This window comes from Amycolatopsis sp. NPDC051102 (genome assembly GCF_040682815.1).
GTDB lineage: Bacteria > Actinomycetota > Actinomycetes > Mycobacteriales > Pseudonocardiaceae > Amycolatopsis.
The window spans coordinates 214,479-233,243 of record NZ_JBFBBT010000013.1; the positions used below are offsets into that span (position 1 = coordinate 214,479).

The 18,765-nt window shown below is 71.7% G+C and carries 15 protein-coding genes; 2 read left to right on the plus strand and 13 right to left on the minus strand.

The genetic code is table 11. The features are described from left to right. The first annotated feature begins 2 nt into the window (after nt 1–2). Entirely contained in the window at nt 3–1,325 is a 1,323-nt protein-coding gene (locus AB0M93_RS31665) for an NAD(P)/FAD-dependent oxidoreductase (RefSeq protein WP_364280026.1), read from the plus strand. Here the strand turns inward: AB0M93_RS31665 and wecB are convergent. Next, nucleotides 1,295–2,461 (minus strand): UDP-N-acetylglucosamine 2-epimerase (non-hydrolyzing), encoded by a 1,167-nt coding sequence (wecB, locus tag AB0M93_RS31670; protein ID WP_364280029.1) that lies wholly within the window; start codon nt 2,459–2,461, stop codon nt 1,295–1,297. The genes AB0M93_RS31665 and wecB overlap by 31 nt on opposite strands. Nucleotides 2,462–2,623: 162 nt before the next feature. Between wecB and AB0M93_RS31675 the strand changes: the two genes are divergently transcribed. Continuing rightward, entirely contained in the window at nt 2,624–3,565 is a 942-nt protein-coding gene (locus AB0M93_RS31675) for a lysyl oxidase family protein (RefSeq protein ID WP_364280032.1), read from the plus strand. On the opposite strand, the gene AB0M93_RS31680 is transcribed toward AB0M93_RS31675, so the two are convergent. The 12 genes from AB0M93_RS31680 to AB0M93_RS31735 all read right to left on the minus strand — a co-directional run bounded on the left by AB0M93_RS31680 (nt 3,547) and on the right by AB0M93_RS31735 (nt 18,758). Further along, a complete protein-coding gene (locus tag AB0M93_RS31680) occupies nt 3,547–4,500 on the minus strand; it encodes an anti-sigma factor RsbA family regulatory protein (protein ID WP_364280035.1) in 954 nt (317 codons plus the stop codon). The two genes, AB0M93_RS31675 and AB0M93_RS31680, sit on opposite strands and share 19 nt — an antisense overlap. Further along, nucleotides 4,497–5,345 (minus strand): MEDS domain-containing protein, encoded by an 849-nt coding sequence (locus AB0M93_RS31685; protein WP_364280038.1) that lies wholly within the window; start codon nt 5,343–5,345, stop codon nt 4,497–4,499. Before AB0M93_RS31685 ends, AB0M93_RS31680 begins: the two co-directional genes overlap by 4 nt. Before the next feature lie 31 nt (nt 5,346–5,376). Continuing rightward, entirely contained in the window at nt 5,377–6,690 is a 1,314-nt protein-coding gene (locus tag AB0M93_RS31690; protein ID WP_364280040.1) for a right-handed parallel beta-helix repeat-containing protein, read from the minus strand. A 12-nt stretch (nt 6,691–6,702) separates the two neighbouring features. Continuing rightward, complete coding sequence (locus AB0M93_RS31695; RefSeq protein ID WP_364280043.1) at nt 6,703–8,874, minus strand: glycoside hydrolase family 2 TIM barrel-domain containing protein; 2,172 nt, start codon at nt 8,872–8,874, stop codon at nt 6,703–6,705. 11 nt (nt 8,875–8,885) lie between these two features. Then, the gene (locus AB0M93_RS31700) at nt 8,886–10,712 is read right to left on the minus strand and encodes a rhamnogalacturonan lyase (RefSeq protein WP_364280046.1); all 1,827 of its coding nucleotides are present in this window, start codon (nt 10,710–10,712) and stop codon (nt 8,886–8,888) included. Between the two features lie 18 nt (nt 10,713–10,730). After that, nucleotides 10,731–11,786 (minus strand): rhamnogalacturonan acetylesterase, encoded by a 1,056-nt coding sequence (locus tag AB0M93_RS31705; protein WP_364280049.1) that lies wholly within the window; start codon nt 11,784–11,786, stop codon nt 10,731–10,733. A 42-nt stretch (nt 11,787–11,828) separates the two neighbouring features. Then, nucleotides 11,829–14,102, minus strand: a complete 2,274-nt coding sequence (locus tag AB0M93_RS31710) for a cellulase family glycosylhydrolase (RefSeq protein WP_364280051.1) — start codon at nt 14,100–14,102, stop codon at nt 11,829–11,831. Between the two features lie 172 nt (nt 14,103–14,274). Beyond that, a complete protein-coding gene (locus AB0M93_RS31715) occupies nt 14,275–15,384 on the minus strand; it encodes a glycosyl hydrolase 53 family protein (RefSeq protein WP_364280054.1) in 1,110 nt (369 codons plus the stop codon). Then, nucleotides 15,381–16,439, minus strand: coding sequence for a substrate-binding domain-containing protein (locus tag AB0M93_RS31720; protein WP_364280057.1), 1,059 nt, complete (start codon nt 16,437–16,439; stop codon nt 15,381–15,383). The genes AB0M93_RS31715 and AB0M93_RS31720 overlap by 4 nt, the downstream gene beginning before the upstream one ends. Next, the gene (locus AB0M93_RS31725) at nt 16,436–16,993 is read right to left on the minus strand and encodes a hypothetical protein (RefSeq protein ID WP_364280060.1); all 558 of its coding nucleotides are present in this window, start codon (nt 16,991–16,993) and stop codon (nt 16,436–16,438) included. Before AB0M93_RS31725 ends, AB0M93_RS31720 begins: the two co-directional genes overlap by 4 nt. Beyond that, nucleotides 16,990–17,820 (minus strand): carbohydrate ABC transporter permease, encoded by an 831-nt coding sequence (locus AB0M93_RS31730; RefSeq protein WP_364280063.1) that lies wholly within the window; start codon nt 17,818–17,820, stop codon nt 16,990–16,992. Before AB0M93_RS31730 ends, AB0M93_RS31725 begins: the two co-directional genes overlap by 4 nt. After that, nucleotides 17,817–18,758 (minus strand): sugar ABC transporter permease, encoded by a 942-nt coding sequence (locus tag AB0M93_RS31735; protein ID WP_364280066.1) that lies wholly within the window; start codon nt 18,756–18,758, stop codon nt 17,817–17,819. The genes AB0M93_RS31730 and AB0M93_RS31735 overlap by 4 nt, the downstream gene beginning before the upstream one ends. Nucleotides 18,759–18,765: the final 7 nt, after the last annotated feature.

Below are 18,765 nucleotides of genomic sequence, written 5' to 3' on the forward strand. Positions count from 1 at the left end.
CGGTGACCAACCCCGGCCCCGCGCACGTCGCCGTGATCGGCGGCGGCATCTGCGGCCTCGCCGCCGCCCACCGCCTCGCCCGCCGCGGCACCCGCGTGACCCTGCTCGAGAGCAGCGACCAGCTCGGCGGCCTCGGCACGTTCTTCGCCCGCGACGACCGGTGGGTCGAGCGGTTCTACCACTGCATCATGCCCACCGACGTGAGCCTGCTGGCCCTGCTGGGCGAGCTGGGCCTGCGGGATTCCGTGCGGTGGCGGGACACCACGATGGGCATGGTCGTCGAAGGCCGCCGGCACGCGTTCAACTCCGCCCTCGACCTGCTGCGGTTCTCGCCGCTGCGGCTGCCCGACCGCGTGCGCTTCGGCGTGGTTTCGCTGCTGCTGCGCCGGTTGGGCCAGGGCCGCGACCTCGACACGCTCCGCACCGAGGACTGGCTGCGCGGGCTCTACGGCGACGTCGTCTGGGAGCGGCTGTTCGCGCCGATGTTCGGCTCGAAGTTCGGGCCGTCCTTCGGGGACGTGCCCGCGCTGTACCTGTGGCAGCGGCTGGGCCGGGAGCGCAACGTCGCCACCCGCGGCTACCCGGACGGCGGCTACAAGACGATCATCGACGCGCTGCGGGCGTCGATCGAGGGGGCCGGCGGCACCGTGCGCACGTCGGCGCCGGTCCGGCGGCTGCACAGCACCGGCGGCCGCTCGGTCCTCACCCTCACCGGCGGCGAGGTGCTGGACGCCGACCACGTCATCTCCACCGTGCCGCTGCCCCTGCTGCGGCGCATCGCCGACGACGCGCTCGCCGCCCGGCTGCCCGAGACCGACCTGCCGTACCAGGGCGTGGTCACCGGCGTGTTCTTCCTCCGGCAGCCGCTCACCGAGCACTACTGGACCCCGGTGCTGCACTCGGGCACGGAGTTCGACGGGGTCGTCGCGATGTCGGCGCTGGCCGGCCCCTGCGGCGACCACCACCTCGTGTACGTGATGCACTACACCGACCGCGACTCCCAGCTGTACCTCGACGACGACGCGGCGATCGCGGCCCGCTGGTCGGCCCAGCTGCGCGGCCTGTACCCCGAGCTCGGCCCGGACGACATCGACGAGGTGCGGGTGTTCAAGGCACCGTTCGTGGAACCGGTGTACCCGCTCGGCTACCTGGCCGAGCGGCCCCCGGTGACGGTGGAGGACACGAACCTCCTGCTGGCCACCACGGCCCACGTGTATCCGGACGTGACGAGCTGGAACTCGAGCGTCGCCCTCGCGAACGACGTCACGAGCCGGATCCCGGCCGGGCGGGAGGATCAGCCGGCGGTCGCGGAAGCCGCCCGGTGACCGGCCAGCGAACCCAGCGCAGCCACGATCCGGGCCGAAGCCGACCCGTCGCCGTACGGTGAGGGCAACTGCCGGAGGCGCTCCCGGTGGCCGGCCACGTCGTCGAGCCACCGGGCCACCTCCGCGCCGATGCCCGGCCCCGGCAGCACGCGCGTCCCGAACGTGCCCGCTATCTCGGGCCGCTCGGTGCTGCGCCGCACCACGACCACCGGTCGCTTGAGGACACTCGCTTCCTCCTGGATGCCGCCGGAATCGGAGACGATCACCGCCGCCTCCGCGGCGAGGGCCAGGAACGCCGGGTACGCCTGGGGTTCCAGCTCGACCAGCCGGTCCAGCAGGGGCCGCAGGCCGGCCTCCTCGACGCTCTTGGCCGTGCGGGGGTGGAGCGGGAACACCACCGGCAGCGGCAGGCGGCCCAGCTCGCGCAGGATCACCGCCAGCCGCGCCGGGTCGTCGACGTTCTCCGGGCGGTGGATCGTGGCCAGGACGAACCGGTCACGGGCCAGGCCGCGGGCCGCCAGCACCGCCCGCCGGTCCTCGGCCGGCGGCAACGCCGTCCGCAGTGCTTCCACGATCGTGTTGCCGGTGACCGTGATCCGGCCGGCCGGCACGTTCTCCGCCAGCAGGTTCGCGCGGTTCAGCTCGGTCGGTGCGCAGCAGAGGTCGGCCAGGTGGTCGATCAGCACGCGGTTGTGCTCTTCGGGCATCGCCCGGTCGTGGCTGCGCAGCCCGGCTTCCACGTGCACGAGCGGGAGGTCGTGGGCGTTGGCCGCCAGCGCGCCGGCGAGCGCGGACGTCGTGTCGCCCTGCACGACCACCACCCGGCCGGGGCGGGCCGCCAGCACCTCGTCGACCGCGCTCACCGTCCGGCCGAGCTGGCCGCCGCGGCGGCCGGCGCCCACGCCGAGCTCGTGGAACCGGTCCGACGGCGGCAGATCCGCGCGGATGCGCGCGTACAGCGACCGGTCGTAGTGCTGTCCTGTGTAGACGACCGCACACTCGGCACCGAGCAGCCGCATCAGCGGGGCGAGCTTGATCAGTTCCGGCCGCGTGCCGCAGACCAGCGTGATCCCGCCACCGCGGTCGGACGGGGATTCCGGGGCTCTGGCCGGGAAATCGGCCGTGGTCGTCGGCATACGGGGGTCCTTCCGGGCGGGGAGTTCGCCCGCACGCTACTCACCGGAACCGCGGAACCGACGGTGACTCAGTCGATCGAGTGACGTTGCGGTGTCGCCACGGGGAATTGCGGAGGCCCTAGAATGACCCCCGTCGGAATACCGGACAGGACGGTCCAGCTCTTGCTCAGAAAACTCGTGGTACTGGCGATCGTCGTGCTTTCGGCCGTCGTTTCCGCCTCCGCTCCGCAGGCCGGCGAGGGCCCGGACTTCCTGCTCCCCGATCTCCGCCAGGCGGTCCCGGGCTGCCCCGGCGGCAGCGCCGGCCCGCTCGCGGCGTGCACCGCCTGGGACGTGTGCCCGGTGCTCGATCCCACCGCGCCCAACGGCCCCTGCGTCGACGCGTCGGTGGCGAAGGCCGTCCGGCTGCGGTTCACCAGCGCGGAGGAGAACGTCGGCGACGGGCCGCTGCTGCTCTTCGGCCGCCGCGACAGCACGAAACAGGCGAACATGACCGTCCGGCAGGCGCTGCGCAACAGCGCCGACGGCTCGATCCCGGACGGCTACCCGGCCGCGCAACGCGCCACCCACGCTTTCACGTACTACGAGCCGGCCCCCGCGCACCAGCACTGGCACCTGATGAACTTCGAGAACTTCGCGCTGGTTTCCCCGCAGGGCAAGACGGTCGTCACCGACCGCAAGAACGGGTTCTGTCTCGGTGACCGGTTCCCGGTCGCCGACGCCGGCCGGCTCGCGCACGTGCCGGGCGACTCCGGCCCCGACGCCGAGCTGGCGGCGACGCTGCGCGAGAACATGTGCCGCCACCACGAACCCACCGCCCTCGACGTGCTCGAAGGGATCTCGGTCGGGGCCGGCGACGACTACAAGTACACCGTCGACTTCCAGTGGCTGGACATCACCCGCGTGCCCGCGGGGACCTACGACCTGGTGAACACCGTGAACGCCGACCGGACGCTGCTGGAGACGGACTACGGCAACAACTCCTCGGCCGTCGCCGTGTCCATCAGCTGGCCGCGCGGCACGGCCAAGGCGGGCCGGAACATCCCGGCCGCCCCGGTGGTCCGGTTCCTGCGGAGCTGCCCCGGTCAGCCCCGCTGCGCCTGAGCCGGCAGCCGGCCCGCCGTCAGGCGGACGGTGAAGCCGGTGTCGTCGTGGTGCAGGGCGACCTCGGCGCAGACCTGGTGGGCGATCCACAGCCCCCGGCCGCCGACGCGGCGGTCGGCGGGCAGCAGCCCGGCGAACGGGTCGTCGGGTCCCACGCCGGTGTCGTGCACGGTGACGACCACGTGCCCGGCGTCGGCCCAGATCCGCACCCGGACCGGCGGCCGGCCGTGGCGCAGCGCGTTGTCGACGATCTCGCTGACGGCCAGCACGAGGTCGTCGAGCTCGCCTTCGGCCAGGCCCGCCGGGGCGGCGGCCGCGACGGCCCGCCGCGCGTCCGAAGGCCGGGGATCGGCGAGCTCCACCCGCGGCGCGGTCAGCTCGATCGGCAGCGGCGTCATCGGCCGCGGGACGGCCAGGAACGAGCGCGGGTCGACGTACCCGCTGTTCGTGTGGTGCCCGCCGTCGGGAGTGGCGACGAAGGGGTGGGTGCGGGCGACGTCGGCGAGCACGTGCCGCGGCGTCGTGCGCGTGTCGTAGGCGCACATGCTGCGCAGCGGGAACTCGTCGTAGGCGTGGTTGACCGCCGACTCGTACCGGGCCCACCAGTCCCAGGAGGTGTCGATGACCGCCTGCGGGATCTCGCCGAAGATGCGGATCCCCGCCGCCCCGCCGGCGACGAACCCGGCCATCAGCTCCCGGTAGGAACGGATCGCCGCCGCGGGCCGCGCGTAGAGGTCGCCGGCGACCAGGAACTCCACCGGCGCGGACGGCGCCAAGGCGTCGCGCACCAGCTCGGCGCGGTCCGGCTCCAGGGACACCAGGGTCGGCTCGCCGGCGGCGAGGCCGCCTTCGAGGAAGGGCACGGCGACGGCGAGCAGCTCGGCGTCGGAGGTGTAGTGGACGGCGGCGTGGTCGTAACCCCGGGCGGCGCTCACGCGGCACGCTCCACGCGGACGCCCGGCAGGTCGAGCAGCTCGGTGAGCCGGGCCGGGGTGGACAGCCGCGTGCGCAGGACGACCGTGGTGGCGTGCCGCTCGGCGTAGTCGGCCAGCGCGAACAGGCTGCGGTGGTCGGCGAAGGCGAGCCCGGCGGCGTCGATCGCGACCGTGCCCGCCGAAGCCCGCAGGCCGGCGCGTTCCAGGGCCAGCGGCCAGAGTTCGCGCGACTCGAGGTCGAGGTCGCCGTCCAGGGCGGCGGCGCTCCCGTCCCGCGCGTGCCCGTGCAGGTGGAACGGGGTCACGCCCGCGCTGGCGGCGGGGTGCATGCAGCCGAGCTGGGCGACGACTTCGCCGCCGAGCTCGCCGACGTCGTAGCCGCACATCGCCGACATCGGGTGGGCGGCCATGTAGTGGTCCACCAGGTGCTCGTAGCGGGCGAAGGCGTCCACCTGGGCCGGCGTGCGCACCAGGGACGTCGCGTCGGCCGCGACCCGCAGCCCGGTGAACCCGGCCGCCAGCGCTTCGGACGTCGCCGCGGCGTAGAGCTCCACCTGGCCGGCGGGGTCGACGACGGTGCCCGTGGTGTAGGTCGAGTCGACCGAGGCGACCTGGACCGCACCGCTTTCGAGGCCCTCGCCGCACCGGCCGTCCTCGCGCAGCTGCCCGGTCAGGGCGGCCTCGTCACCCGGGGCGACGTAGAGGACGCGTTCGCCGGCGGCCAGGCCCTCGGCCAGGAACTCCTGTGCACGGCTCACGAACTCGGCCCGTTCCCGGTAACCGCGGCACACGTGGTCGCGGGCCCGCGCCGCGGGCCCGCGATCCTGCTCGGTCGGCTTCAGCACGGGCCGAGCCTACGCCACCCCCTCCGTCCGGTCAGAACTCGAAAGCCCCGAGGTCCGGCGCCTTCCCGTTGTAGGGCAGGCCGACGTCGACGCCCTTGTCGATCAGGCTGCTGCCCGCCGCCAGGCGCAGGTTCGGCAGCACGGGCAGGCTGCCGTCGGCCTGGCGCCGCGCGTCCCAGCCGGTCGTCGAGACGCTCTGGAACTGCGCGTCCGACAGCGTGACACCGACGTTCCAGGAGTTGTACGAGGCGCTCGTGCCCGACATGTTCGACGTCAAGGTGCCCTTGTAGGCGAGGTTGTTGCGCAGGTTGCCCAGGCCGGTGGCCGCGCCGCTCGAAGTGATGCCGAGCATGTTGAAGTCGGGGTTGTTGGCGTAGCCGGTGTTGTCGAAGTAGTCGTTGGCGAGCGTGTGGTGGTTGGCGTAGAACCCGGCGGCCTTGTTGTTGAAGGCCACCGAGTTCCGGACCGTGTGCTTGACGCCGTTGCTGACGTACTTGCCGCCGTAGCCGCCCATCTTGAAGCCGTTGCCGTTGCCCGACGACGTCGTCGTCTCCGGCAGGTAGCCGTTGCGCCAGGCCCACGAGTTCTCGATGGTCACCGACGAGAACGCGTTGATCAGGTCGAAGCCGTCGTCGGAGTTCCACCACGCGCGGCAGCCACGGAAGACGTTGCCCGGGTGACCGGCGGAGATGTGCGCGCCGAACCCGTCCGCGCTTTCGCCGGCGCCGTTGGACGTGCGGGGGTCGTAGTTGTCGTGGGAATCCGAATTCAGGACGAGGTTGCCGCCGCCGTCCTGGATGAACAGGCCGGGGCCCATGTTGTTGTGCAGGTTCAGCAGTTCGAAAGTGTTGTTGCCGCCGGAGACCCAGATGCCCCACGATTCGTGGTTCAGGTTGTTGTTCTGGGGCACGCCCTTGACTTCCAGGCCCTTGAGGTGGAGGTAGCTGCCGGTGACGTCGAAGCCCTTGATCCGGCAGTCGTCGCTCACCCGGGAGAAGTCGAACACCGGCGTTTCGCCCGGGTAGGCCCAGTAGCGGATCGGGTTGCCCGCGCTGCCGCTCTTGTTCAGGGTGATCGCGTCCACCCGGTCGGTCTGGCTCGCGCACGCCTTGTTCGCGCGGCTGTAGGCGTAGGTGCCGCCGCGCAGGTACACCGTGTCACCGGCCTGCGCGACGGACTGGGCCTTCGCGACGGACGCGAAAGGCGCGGCCTGCGTCCCGGCGGCGCTGTCACTGCCCGCCGGAGCGACGTAGTAGGTCTTCCCGGCCGCCGGGCTGCCGGCGGCCTGCGGAGCGCCTGCGACCACCACGGCCGCGGACAACATAATCAAGGCAACGGTTTTCATGCACACTCCCAGTCAGTTACAGCTGCCGGTGCACGGCACGAACGGGGCCGTGGTGCCGGTCAGCGTGGTCGTGCCGAGCGTCAGCCCGGCGGAGCTCGCGGTCACCGTGATGGTCCCCGCGCCCGTCGCCCGGACCAGGCCGTACGCGACGCCCTGGTAGGCCTTCCGCACCGAGCCGCGGAACGTCTCCTGCACCGGGCTGCCACTGTCGACCGCCACCAGCACCCCCGGCCCGCTGACGGTGAACGTGATCGGGGCCGAGGAACCGGTCACCACGCCGCCGGAAGCATCGGCCACGGTCGCCTTCACGTACGAGACGTCGTCGATGTCGGTCGACACGGTGCTGTGATCGGGCGAGAGCAACACGCGGCTCGCCGTGGTCCCGGTCGCCGGCGGGGACGTGGCCGGTGCACCCCAGGTGCGTTGCCACGAATACCCGATCGGCCGGACCGTGCCCACGGCATCCATCAGGCCGAAGTCCGGCTCCACTCGGGGCCACAGGCCGTCGGCCTCCCCCAGGTACGCCGCGCCGGTCCACAGGAACAGGCCGGTGACGTTCGCGTTGTTCCGGACCGTCGTCCACGCCGAGGTGTCGGTGCCCATCTCCGTGAACAGTCCCGGCCGGGCGGGGGACGCCTTGGCGGCCTGGATGACCTCGTCGGGCCGGTAGTTGCCACCGAAGACGTCCACAATGGTCCGGGTGGCCCCGGTGACGTCGCCACTGTCGCCTGGCCGGAACAGAGCTTGGGTGACCGGGCGGCCCGGGTCCAGGCTGTGCGCGATCGACACCATCCGGGTCAGCAGCGGCGTCCGCGTCGCGATCGGATCGCGGATCTCGTTTCCGGTGCTCCACATCGCCACGCTCGGGTGGTTGCGGTCACGCATCACCACGCTGGTCGCGTCCACCTGGTACCAGGGCACCGAGCCACTCGCGCCCGGCACCGCGGGCGTCCCGGTCGGCGCGGCCGCCGTCCGGTTGAAGTACGTGGCGTAGTCGCCCACGTCGGAGTACTTGTGCTGGGTCCAGACGTCGAAGAACTCGTCCAGGACCAGGAACCCCATCCGGTCGGTCAGGTCCAGGAACGCCGGGCTCGGCGGGTCGTGCGCGGTGCGGATGGCGTTCACCCCGAGCGCCTTGAGCTGCGCGAGCCGCCGCTGCACGGCCCGCTGCGGAGCCGCCATCCCGAGCCCGTGGAAGTCCTGGTGCAGCGCAACGCCCTGGAACTTCACGCTCTTGCCGTTGAGGCTCATGCCCGTCGAGGCGTTGAACGTCAGCGTGCGGATGCCCACCGACGTGACCTCGTCGTCGACGGCGGTGCCGCCGACGAGGACGTTCGTGGCCAGCGAGTACAGGTTCGGGTTCGCCAGGTCCCACAGGCGCGGGTTGCTCACCGGCACGTCGTAGGCGAAGGTGACCGACGCCCCGGCGGCGACGGTCTTGGCCGCCGTCGTGACCGTGGGCAGCGCGGCCCCGCCCGGGTCGGTGAGCACGCCCTGGACGCTGACGCTCGCCGCCGCATTGCTCTCGTTGACCACCGTGGTCTCGGCGTGCACGGTGTTGACGTTCGGCGTCGTGACACGGGTGGCCCACTGTCCGATGTGGACCGGGTCGGTGGCGATCAGCCGGACGTCCCGGTAGATCCCGGCCCCGGTGTAGTAGCGCGACGCCGGCTGCGACGTCGTGTCGGTCTTGACCGCGACCAAGTTGTCGCCGCCGAGCTTCGCCGCCGCCGTGATGTCGTACCGGAAACTCGTGTAGCCGTACGGGTGCGTGCCGACGAGCGTGCCGTTGACGTACACACTCGCGTTGGCCATCACCCCGTCGAACTCCAGCGACACCCGGCGGCCCGCAGACACCCCGGCCAGCGAGAAGTGCTTGCGGTACCACCCGATTCCCGACGGCAGGTACCCGCCGCGGCCGGTGCTCGGCGCCGACTGCGAGAACGGGTTCGCCGGCGGGTTCTTGCCCTCGATGCTCCAATCGTGCGGCACACTCAGCTTGCGCCAGCCACCGTCGTTGTAGGACACACCACCGGCGCCATTCGCGTCACCGTAGTTGAACAGCCAGCCGGCATCGAAGTCGGTGACCGTCCGGTACCGGCTGACCGCGGCGGCGGTCCCGGTCACCCCCGTCAACGGAACGAGCACGAGCGCCAGCACCGCGACAAGAACTTTCCTGATCATGGGCAACGCCATCACCGGGCCAACGCGAAGCTGGCGTGCGGCGGCTGGTTGTAGGCGGTGTTCTGCCACGCGACGGCCTCCCGGTACTGGCGGTCCTGCATCAGCGACACGTGCGAGATGCTCGTCGGGTCCGTGGTCGAGTAGATCCGCAGCGCCCGGTTGTCCGACGTCGGCCAGATCACCTCTTCGCGCCAGTCGCCGAACAGGTCGGCCTGCAGCGACGGCGTGTTCTTGGTGCCGTTGTTCGCGTGCACACCCGACCCGGTCAGCAGCCGGGTGTCGCCGCCGGTGCCGTACTTGTCGATGTGGGTGCCGTCCAGCAGCTCCCGCTGGGCGTCACCGTCCCAGTAGATGACGAAGTTCGTCGAGGAAGGCTTGCGCCCGATGTTCTGCCCGCTGGTGTTCATGAGCCCGGACACCGCGGACGACCACGACTCGGCGCCGGGGCTGCCGGCGTAGATGTCGTCCGAGACGCCGCGGCCGTTGTCGCAGGAGCAGGACGCGTTCTGCCAGATGATCTGGCCGGTCTTCGCGTCGGCCATCCAGGCCGCGGGCTTGGACTTGTCCTCGTCCACTTTGAACTCCTCCAGGCCGGGACGGCCGGGGATCAGGTCGCCGACGTGCATGGCGTCGCCGTGGCCGAGCCGGGTGTTCCACAGCGGACTGCCGTTGTCGTCGATCGCCATGGCGCCGAACACGATCTCGTCGCGGCCGTCGCCGTCGGTGTCAGCGATGGCCAGCTGGTGATCGCCCTGGCCGGTGTACTGCGAGCCGGCCGAGTTCGAGTCGAACTTCCACCGCTCGGTCAGCGCGCCACCGCGGAAGTCCCAGGCCGCGATCACGGTCCGGGTGTAGTAGCCGCGGCTCATGATCAGGCTGGGGTGCGACCCGTCCAGGTACGCCGTCCCGGCCAGGAACCGGTCGACGCGGTTGCCGTAACTGTCGCCCCACGAGGACACCGTGCCGCGCGGCGGGTCGTAGTTCACCGTGGACATCGCGGCACCCGTCTGCCCGTTGAACACGGTCAGGAACTCCGGGCCGGACAGGACGTACCCGCTCGAGTTGCGGTAGTCGGCGCTCGCGCTGCCGATGACCTGGCCGGTCCCGGAGCGGGTGCCGTCGGCGGTCTTCATCGCGACCTCGGCCTTGCCGTCACCGTCGTAGTCGAAGACCTGGAACTGCGTGTAGTGCGCGCCCGCCCGGATGTTGCGGCCGAGGTCGATCCGCCACAGGCGGGTGCCGTCGAGCTTGTAGGCGTCGACGAAGACGTTCCCGGTGTAGCCGGACTGCGAGTTGTCCTTCGAGTTCGTCGGGTCCCACTTCAGCACGATCTCGTACTGGCCGTCACCGTCGAGGTCACCGGCGCTGGCGTCGTTCGCGGTGTAGGTGTAGCTCTCCCCGGACGGGGTGGTCCCGCCGGCGGGCGGCTGGATCGGGATGTCCCGGGTGCCCGCGGCGGCATCGCCGGCCAGGGCCAGCGAGTCCTCCGCGGCGAAGGCGGACATCCGCTCGACGCCGCCGACGACCGCCCGCACGGTGTAGCGCGCGCCGGCGGGGGCACCGGCGTCGACGAAGTCCGTCGGCCCGCCCGCCGGCGTCGTGGTCACGCGGGTGCCGTCGCGGTAGACGTTGAAGGCCACCCCGGCCGGGTCGTCGGCGAGCAGCCGCCAGCCGACGGTGTTGCCCTGTGCGGTGTGGACGCTGACCACCCCGCGGTTCAGCCGGTCGGTCTGCGGCGTGGCGGCACTGGCGGCGGCGACGGTGACCGGGGCGGGCACCAGGCCCACCGCCACCACGCCCACGGCGGCCACGACGAGCCGCCTGCTCGAGTTGCGCATGGTTGCTCCCTTCCTGGTTCAGCGCAGGTAGGCGACGAGCGAGAGGTTGAGCTCACGGACGCCCTGGACGACGAGGGTCGCCATCTGCGCCGCGCCATAGGCCGAGAAGTGCGTGTTGTCCGTGACGCCGTCCGCGGCCTGGGTCAGGTAGATCTTCTGCGACGCCGACGGGCCGAGGCCCTCGACCAGGGCCTTGCTCTTGGCCGTCAGATCGATCACCGGCACGCTCGCGCTCTTGCCGAGCGCCCGGATCACCGCGGGCAGGTCGACGCCCAGGCCGTTGACGTGCAGCGCCGTCGACGTCAGCTTCGTGCCGCTGAACAGCCGCCGCACCGGTGGCGTCACCAGGACCGGGATGCCGCCGCGCTCGCGGACGCCGTTCACCATATTGGTGAGGTTGTCGCGGAAGGCCGTCGCCGACGTCTGCTTGTCGTTGTGGCCGAACTGGATGAGCACCAGGTCCTTGCTCTTGATCAGGGGCTTCAGCGTCGGGAAGAGCGCTTTGTTGGCCAGGAAGCTGCCCGAGCTCTCGCCGGAGTCCGCGTAGTTGGCGATCACCGCGCCACCGCGTACCGCGGTGGGCAGGATCTGGCCCCAGCCGGTGTAGGGCGCCACCGGCTGGTCGCAGACGGTCGAGTCGCCGGCCAGGTACGTCACCAGCGGGGCGGCGGCCGCCGTGACGGTCAGCGAGCCGATCGCGGGGGCGGTGCCGCCGAAGGTGATGTCCAGGCCCGCCGTGCCGGTGCCGCCCTGGCCGGTGGGTTGCCCCTCCGGAGTGCGCACGTTGACCGTGACCGTCGTCGGGACGACCTGGCCCGCGCTCGTCGAGACCGCGTTCAGGACCTGCCTGCGCGCCTCCACCGACATCGACGTGCTGGCCGCCTTCGTCGTGCTGCCGAGCCCGACCGTGACGTCGTAGTTGCCGGGCGAGACCGCGAAGTGGCACTTGATCGGCGCGGTGCCCGAGCATTGCGCAGGAAGCGCTTTCTGGACGGCCGCGGCCACCGCCGGTGCGGGAACCAGGGTGACCGCGGCCAGGCCGGCGAGGATGACCGCCTGCTGCCTGAGGGACATGAGGACTCCTTTGTCCTGGATGGACCTGGGGTGACTGGTGGATCAGCCGGCCGAACAGGGACTGCCGTTGAGCGTGAACGCCGCCGGGGCCGGGTTGGCGCCGCCGGTGCCGTTGAAGCCGATGCCGGTCGAGGCGTTCGGCGCCAGCGAACCGTTCCAGCTCAGGTTCTTGGCCGTGACGGCGCCGCCGGACTGGGCGAACGTGGCACCCCAGCCGGGCAGGGTGACCTGCTGGCCGCCGGCGAAGGTGAAGGCCAGCGTCCAGCCGTCGAGCGCGCTCGTGCCGGTGTTGGTGATGGTGACGTTGGCCGTGAACCCGTTGCCACCGCCCCAATTCGACGCGGAATAGGCGACCTTGCACGCGCCGGTGCCGCCGCCCGCGCTCGTCGTCGCCGTCGCGGTCCCGGAAGCGGCCGAGGTGTTCCCCGCGGCGTCCCTGGCCCGCACCTGGTACCGGTAGGTGGTGGCCGCGGCCAGCCCGCTGTCGCTGAACGACGGCGTCGCACTGGACCCGACGACGGCGAACGTGCCGCCACTCGCGCCCGATGCACGAAGGACGTCGTAGGCGGTGACGCCGACGTTGTCGGTCGACGCGGCCCAGCTCAGCGTGGCCCCGCCGGCCGTCACCCCCGACACGACCGGCGTGCCCGGCACGGACGGCGCCTGCGTGTCGGCCTGGCCGCCACTGTAGTTCGTGGCTTCCTTCGACGTCTGCCGGATCCCGTTGGCGCCGTTGAGGAACCGGTCGCCCCAGGTCGTCAGGCTGGCCGGGTCGAAGTTGTTCGTCATGTCGAGGTAGGCGACGTCGCTGCTGTTGCCGCTCCACGACCAGCCGATGTACCCGAGGCCGCGGGCCTGCGCCTGGGCCATGATCGTGTCTTCGTCGGGGTTGCCGTCGGTGTGCATGCTGCCGAACTCGCCGACGACCAGCGGCAGCCCGGCGGTGCGGAACGCGTCGAAGTAGGCGGTGATCTCGGCCGCGGTGTCGTAGACGCCGTACATGTGGATGGAGAAGACGGTGTTGTGCTGCGGATCGGCGGCGAACACCGTCGCCGCGTTGTCGCGCATGATGTTCTGCCAGTCCTGGCCCCACATCGGCGCGTCGGCCAGCAGCAGGTGCTGCAGCCCGGCGGCCCGCAGCCGCTTGACGGCGTTGCTCGTCGCGGTCGTCCAGGTCGCGCTCACCTGCTGGTCGTTGCCGAACGGCTCGTTGCCCAGGTTGATCGCGACGTAGTTCTCCTGTCCCTTCAGGGCACTGGCCACGCTGATCCAGTAGCTCGCCGCCTGGTCGAGGGTCGCGGCGCCGCTCTGCTCGCCGTACCCGGTGGTGTCGTGCGCCTCCAGGACGCAGATCAGCCGGTTCTGCTTGCACTGCCCGATGACGCTGGTGACCTCGGCGGCCGGCGTCGGACCCCACCGCTGCCCGCTGCCGAGGACGACCCGGACCGTGTTGGTGCCGAACGACTTGATGTCGGCGAAGGCGCGGTTCTGCGTCGGGTACCAGACGTACGCGTGGTTGACGCCGCGCATCACGAACGGGCTGCCGTTGGCTTCGACGATCCGGGTGCCGTCGACGTGCAGGCCGGTCGCGGCCGGCGTGTCCGGGCCCAGCGCCGCCACCAGGGCGGGGTACCAGCGGCTCTCCATCTTCTGGATGCCGGTGGTGCTGTTGGGGTGGACGCCGTCACCGGTGTCCGCCGCGGTGTCGAACCCGGTCCACTGGTCGACGACGGTGATCGGCGACGCGGCCGTCGTGTGCGCCTGCGCCCAGGCCGGGATGGCGTTGTCCAGGTCGACCACGCGCTGGCCGCAGGCCGCGCAGTTGGCCGGGTTCATCGGGATGATCTTGGCGACGATCAGCTTGGTCGCCGGGTTCGCGGCCCGCATCTGGCCGAGCAGCGTGGTGTAGGCGTCCAGGATCGTGCTCGCCGGGATGTTGTTCCACACGTCGTTGGTGCCGAGGTGCATCAGGACGATGTCCGGGTGCGTCGCCGACAGCCAGCCGGGCAGCTGGTTGTCGCGCACGATGCCGGTGGCCAGGAACCCGCCGTGGCCCTCGTTGTCGCCGTCGTAGGGGAAGCCGCAGCCCTGGGCCGGGAGGGTCCCGACGAAGTCGACGTCGGTGTGGCCGGTGTCCTGCAGGTGCTTCCACAGCAACGCGCGCCAGCAGCCGGGCGACCCGGTGATGGAGTCGCCGAGCGCCATTACCCGCGGCGCGGCGGCCGCCCGGGCCGCGGCGGGCCCGGCCGGCGCCACGACGGCGCAGGCGGCCAGCAGCAGCCCGGCCGCGAGCGCACGGAAGAATCGCCAGTTCATTACCGACCTCCTGGAGCACCACTCGACAGGAAAGTTCCACACTGGGAGCGCTCCCACGGTAACACGCGAAACTCCGCGGGAACACCGGCGGCGAGACAGAAAACGGCCAACCTGCTTAACGTTAAGCTGTGCTCGGACCGCCGGCAGAAAGCGTTTTCTCGAAACGCGCCGCTCAAGGTCGCCAGCGGACGTCCGGGTTGACCCGGCCGGTGCGGTCGAAGACGGCCTGGTTGTCCCAGCCGTCGCCGGACCCGGCGATGTCGGCCGGGTCCCAGCCGTTGCCGTTCACCGCGTACCAGGTGGGTTCCCAGTAGAAGACCCCGATCGCGCCGGCGGCGCGGGCGGTGTCCTGGACCGCGGTGAAGTTCGCCGCCTGCCCGGCCCGCGTGGCCGGGTACCCCGCGCACGGCTGCGCGGCCGAGATGGTGTTGGGTGTGCTGTCGGAGTCGGCCGTCGTGTACGGGTAGGCCGTTTCGGCGATGACGACCGGCTTGCCGTACCGGGACCGCACGTCGGACACCACGCCGGCCATGTTCGCCATCGTGCCGTGCCAGTAACAGTAGTAGGACAGTCCGGTGACGTCCCACGGGACGCCTTGGGCCCGGATGCCGTCGTAGAACCAGCGGGCGTGTGCGTCGCTGTCGGCGTCGGCGGTGTGGATGATCACCTGCGTGCCGCTGTTGCAGGCTTTGGCGGCGTTGTAACCGGCCTTGAGCAGCAGGCCGAGGTTGGTGAAGTCGTTGTTCACGACTTTCCCGTCGTTCCACAGCATTCCGACGTTGATCTCGTTGCCGATCTGCACGCTGTCCGGGGTCGTGCCCTGGGCCTTGAGCGCGGAGCAGACGTCGTAGGTGTAGTCGTGGACGTCGGTCTGCAGCCGGCCGATGGAGTGCGAAGCCCAGGCGGCGGGTTTGGTCTGCGTGCCGGGATCGGCCCACGTGTCGGAGTAGTGGAAGTCGACCAGGAGCTTGAGCCCCCTGGCCTTCACCGCCCGGGCGTACTGCAGCACCTTGGCCTTGTCGTTGTAGCCGCTGCGCGGGTTGTTCCACACGCGCAGGCGGACGTAGTTCACGCCGGCGCCCTTGAGGATGTCGAGGGGATCGCGGGCCACCCCGGCGGCGTCGGTGTACTTCGCGCCGAGGTCGAGCGCCCGCTGGGCGGTCGAGACGTCGGCGCCCAGCATGCTGAGCGTGTTCGCGGCCGAAGCCGGGGGAACGGGCAGGGCGAGGGCCACCAGGGCCAGGGCCGCCGTCGCGAAGCGGCCGGTGCGGGACAGAGTCATGCGATCTCCTCCGATCGGGTTGCCGAAGTGGTGCGGCGCGGGCGGGGCCGTCGGCTGGACTCGCGGACGACCAGCTCCGGCGTGAACACCACGTGCCGGTGCTCGTGCTCGGCCGCGGCCTGCGATTCGGCGATCACCAGTGCCGCGGCCGCCCGTCCGAGCTCGTGGCGGGGCTGACGGACCGAGGTCAGCGGCACCGCCGCCGCGGCCGCGAACTCGATGTCGTCGTAGCCGACGATGGCCAGGTCCTCGGGGACGCGCACCCCGGCCCGGACGGTGGCCTGGAGCAGGCCCAGCGCCAGCAGGTCGTTCGCGCAGAAGACGGCGTCCGGCAGCACCGCCCTGGCCAGCAGCTGCTCGCCGGCCCGCAGGCCGCTCGCCACGTTGAGGGCCGGTGCGGGCAGCACCTCCAGGACGTCGGGGGCCCGGCCGGCCAGCCGGATCGCGTCCCGGGCGCCGCGGTGGCGCTCGGCCGCCTGGTGGATGCCCGGCGGGCCGGTCACCATCACGATCCGCTCGCAGCCCTCGGCCAGCAGGTGGGTGACCGCGAGTTCGCCGCCGTGGCGGTCGTCGACGGCGACCGAGCACAGGTCCGCCTCGGCCGTCGGGTGGTCCAGCAGGACCACCGAAATCCCCCGGTCCCGCAGCCACCGCAGCGACGCCTGACCGGACTGCACCGGCGTGATGAGCACCCCGTGCACCCGCTGGGAGGCCAGCAGCTCGACGTGCCCGCGTTCCTTGCCCGCCGACTCGCCGCTGTTGCAGAGGATCACCGCGTGCCCGGCTTCGCTCGCCGCCTCTTCGACGCCGCGGGCGACGTCGGTGAAGAACGGGTTGCCCACGTCCAGCACCACCAGGCCGATGGTGCGGGCGGTGCCCGAGCGCAGCTGGCGCGCCGGCTCGTTGCGGACGTACCCCAGCGCGGCGATGGCGGCCAGTACCCGCTCGCGGGTGGCGGCGGCGACCACGTCGGGCCGGTTGAGCACGTTGGACACCGTGCCGACCGACACCTCGGCCCGCAGCGCGACGTCCCGGATGCCGATCGGCGGCTTCACCGGCGCTCCCGGGCGCGGACCGCGACGGCGGCCAGCACGAGCAGGCCCGGGGCGACGACCACGAAGGCCGGCGCCTGCCCGGTGACGACGGCCACCACGACGATCGCGGTGACCAGCCCGGCGCTGCCCCGCCGGTCCAGGACCGTCTCCCGCCCGGCCGCCGCCAGCACCGCCGGCCAGTGCGCGCCCGGCTGCCACGCGGCCGCGCCCCGCAGGCCGGCCGCCAGCAGCGCGGCGAGCACCACCCCCAGCACGGCCCCGAAGAGCCGGCCGCCGGGCAGCCCGCCCAGCACCGCGACGACGTCGATCGCCCCGACGGCCAGCAGACCCAGCGGGGCCAGCACGGCCACCGGGTGGGCGATCGCCGCGCGGAGCAACCGGCCGAACCGGCGCACGCCCGGCGCCGGGCCGTCCGCCGCCACCTCCGTCAGCAGGACGGAACCGGCCGCCGCCGCGGCCAGCGCCGGCACGACGAAGACCGAGGCCAGGCAGACCAGCACGCCCACGAACAGGACCTCGGCCAGGAGCGCGAGCGAGCGGTACCGGGTGTTCATCCTTTCAGGCCCGACGTCGCCACGCCCTCGACCAGATAACGCTGGAAGGCGAAGAAGAACAGCCCGATCGGCAGCAACGCGAGCACCGACATGGCGAACATCGGGCCGAACGCCGACTGGCTCGTCTGGTCGACGAAGATCTGCAGCGCCAGCGGCAGCGTGAACTCACCGGGATCGTTCAGGTAGATCAGCTGCGAGAAGAAGTCGTTCCAGGTCCAGATGAACGTGAAGATGGCGGTGGTGATCAGCGCCGGGCGCAGCAGGGGCGCGATCACGTACCGGAACGTCCGCACCGGCCCGCAGCCGTCGATCGTCGCCGCCTCGTCCAGTTCGCCGGGCAGGGTGCGGATGAACTGCACCATCAGGAAGACGAAGAAGGCGTCGGTGGCCAGGAACTTCGGCAGGACGAGCGGCCAGAACGTGTTGACCAGCCCGAGCTTCTGGAAGATCACGTACTGCGGGATGAGCACGACGTGCTGCGGCAGCATGATCGTCGAAAGCATGAAGCCGAACATCGGCCCGCGGCCCCGGAAGTGCAGCCGGGCGAACGCGTAGGCCGCCAGCGAGCACGACACGACGTTGCCGGCCACCGCGCCGACCGAGATGACCAGGGAATTCGCGAAGTAGTGCCACACGCTGTACCCGGCCACCCCCGCGAACACCTGGGTGTAGTTGTCCCCGGTGGCGTGCGAAGGCAGCAGCGACAGCCCGGCCAGCACCTCCTCGGCGGGCTTGAACGAGGCCGAGACGAGCCAGATCACCGGGTACAGCAGCACCACCAGGACGAGCACCATCAGCAGGTGCCACCCCCAGGACCGGCGGGTCATCGGCCCTCCCCCGCGTAGAAGACGAACCGGCGCGAGCCGCGGAACAGCAGCGCGGTGAGCACGCCGATCACCACCAGCAGCACCCAGGCCATCGCCGAGGCGAAGCCCATCCGGAAGTCGGTGAAGCCGCGCTGGTAGAGGTACAGGGTGTAGAGCAGGGTCGAGTCGCTCGGCCCGCCGCGGCCGCTGCTGACGACGAACGCGCCGGTGAACGACTGGAACGCGTGGATGGTCTCCAGCACCAGGTTGAACAGCAGCACCGGGGACAGCATCGGCAGCGTCACCGACCGGAACCGGCGGAGAGCGCCGGCGCCGTCGAGTTCCGCCGCCTCGTACAGCTCCTTCGGGATCTGCTTGAGCCCGGCCAGGAAGATGACCATCGGCGCGCCGAACTGCCAGACGGCCAGCGCGATCACGGCGAGCAGCGCGAACTGCGGCTGATCGACCCAGCCGCCGGTGTCCAGGCCGAACGCGGCCAGCACCCGGTCGGCCGTGCCGCCGGTGGAGAACATCGCGCGCCACACCAGGGCGAGGCTCACGCTCGCGCCGAGCAGCGAGGGCGCGTAGAACGCCGAGCGGTACAGCCCGGCGCCGCGGCGGGCGCGGTTCAGCAGCATCGCGACGACGAGCGCCAGCCCCAGCTTGAGCGGCACGGAGAGCCCGACGTACCGCGCGGTGACGCCGGCGGCGTGCCAGAACCGGTCGTCGCGGGTGAACATCGTGACGTAGTTGTCCAGGCCGACCCAGTGCGGCGCGTCGAACAGGTCGTAGTCGGTGAACGACAGGTACAGCGACGCGGCCATCGGGCCGATCGTCAGCACCAGCACGCCGAGCAGCCACGGCGACAGGAACAGGTACCCCGGGCCCTGGCCGGCCCGGCGGCGGCGGGGCACGGCCCGCTCCGGCGCGCGCGGCCGGTCCAGCACAGCTTGCGTCATCCCGCTC

Excerpts from the sequence above, each read along its gene's own strand:
- wecB (WP_364280029.1), bottom strand. The coding sequence starts at position 2,461 with ATGCCGACGACCACGGCCGATTTCCCGGCCAGAGCCCCGGAATCCCCG.
- AB0M93_RS31690 (WP_364280040.1), bottom strand. The coding sequence starts at position 6,690 with ATGAAAACCGTTGCCTTGATTATGTTGTCCGCGGCCGTGGTGGTCGCA.
- AB0M93_RS31695 (WP_364280043.1), bottom strand. The coding sequence starts at position 8,874 with ATGATCAGGAAAGTTCTTGTCGCGGTGCTGGCGCTCGTGCTCGTTCCG.
- AB0M93_RS31700 (WP_364280046.1), bottom strand. The coding sequence starts at position 10,712 with ATGCGCAACTCGAGCAGGCGGCTCGTCGTGGCCGCCGTGGGCGTGGTG.
- AB0M93_RS31705 (WP_364280049.1), bottom strand. The coding sequence starts at position 11,786 with ATGTCCCTCAGGCAGCAGGCGGTCATCCTCGCCGGCCTGGCCGCGGTC.
- AB0M93_RS31710 (WP_364280051.1), bottom strand. The coding sequence starts at position 14,102 with ATGAACTGGCGATTCTTCCGTGCGCTCGCGGCCGGGCTGCTGCTGGCC.
- AB0M93_RS31715 (WP_364280054.1), bottom strand. The coding sequence starts at position 15,384 with ATGACTCTGTCCCGCACCGGCCGCTTCGCGACGGCGGCCCTGGCCCTG.
- AB0M93_RS31725 (WP_364280060.1), bottom strand. The coding sequence starts at position 16,993 with ATGAACACCCGGTACCGCTCGCTCGCGCTCCTGGCCGAGGTCCTGTTC.
- AB0M93_RS31730 (WP_364280063.1), bottom strand. The coding sequence starts at position 17,820 with ATGACCCGCCGGTCCTGGGGGTGGCACCTGCTGATGGTGCTCGTCCTG.
- AB0M93_RS31735 (WP_364280066.1), bottom strand. The coding sequence starts at position 18,758 with ATGACGCAAGCTGTGCTGGACCGGCCGCGCGCGCCGGAGCGGGCCGTG.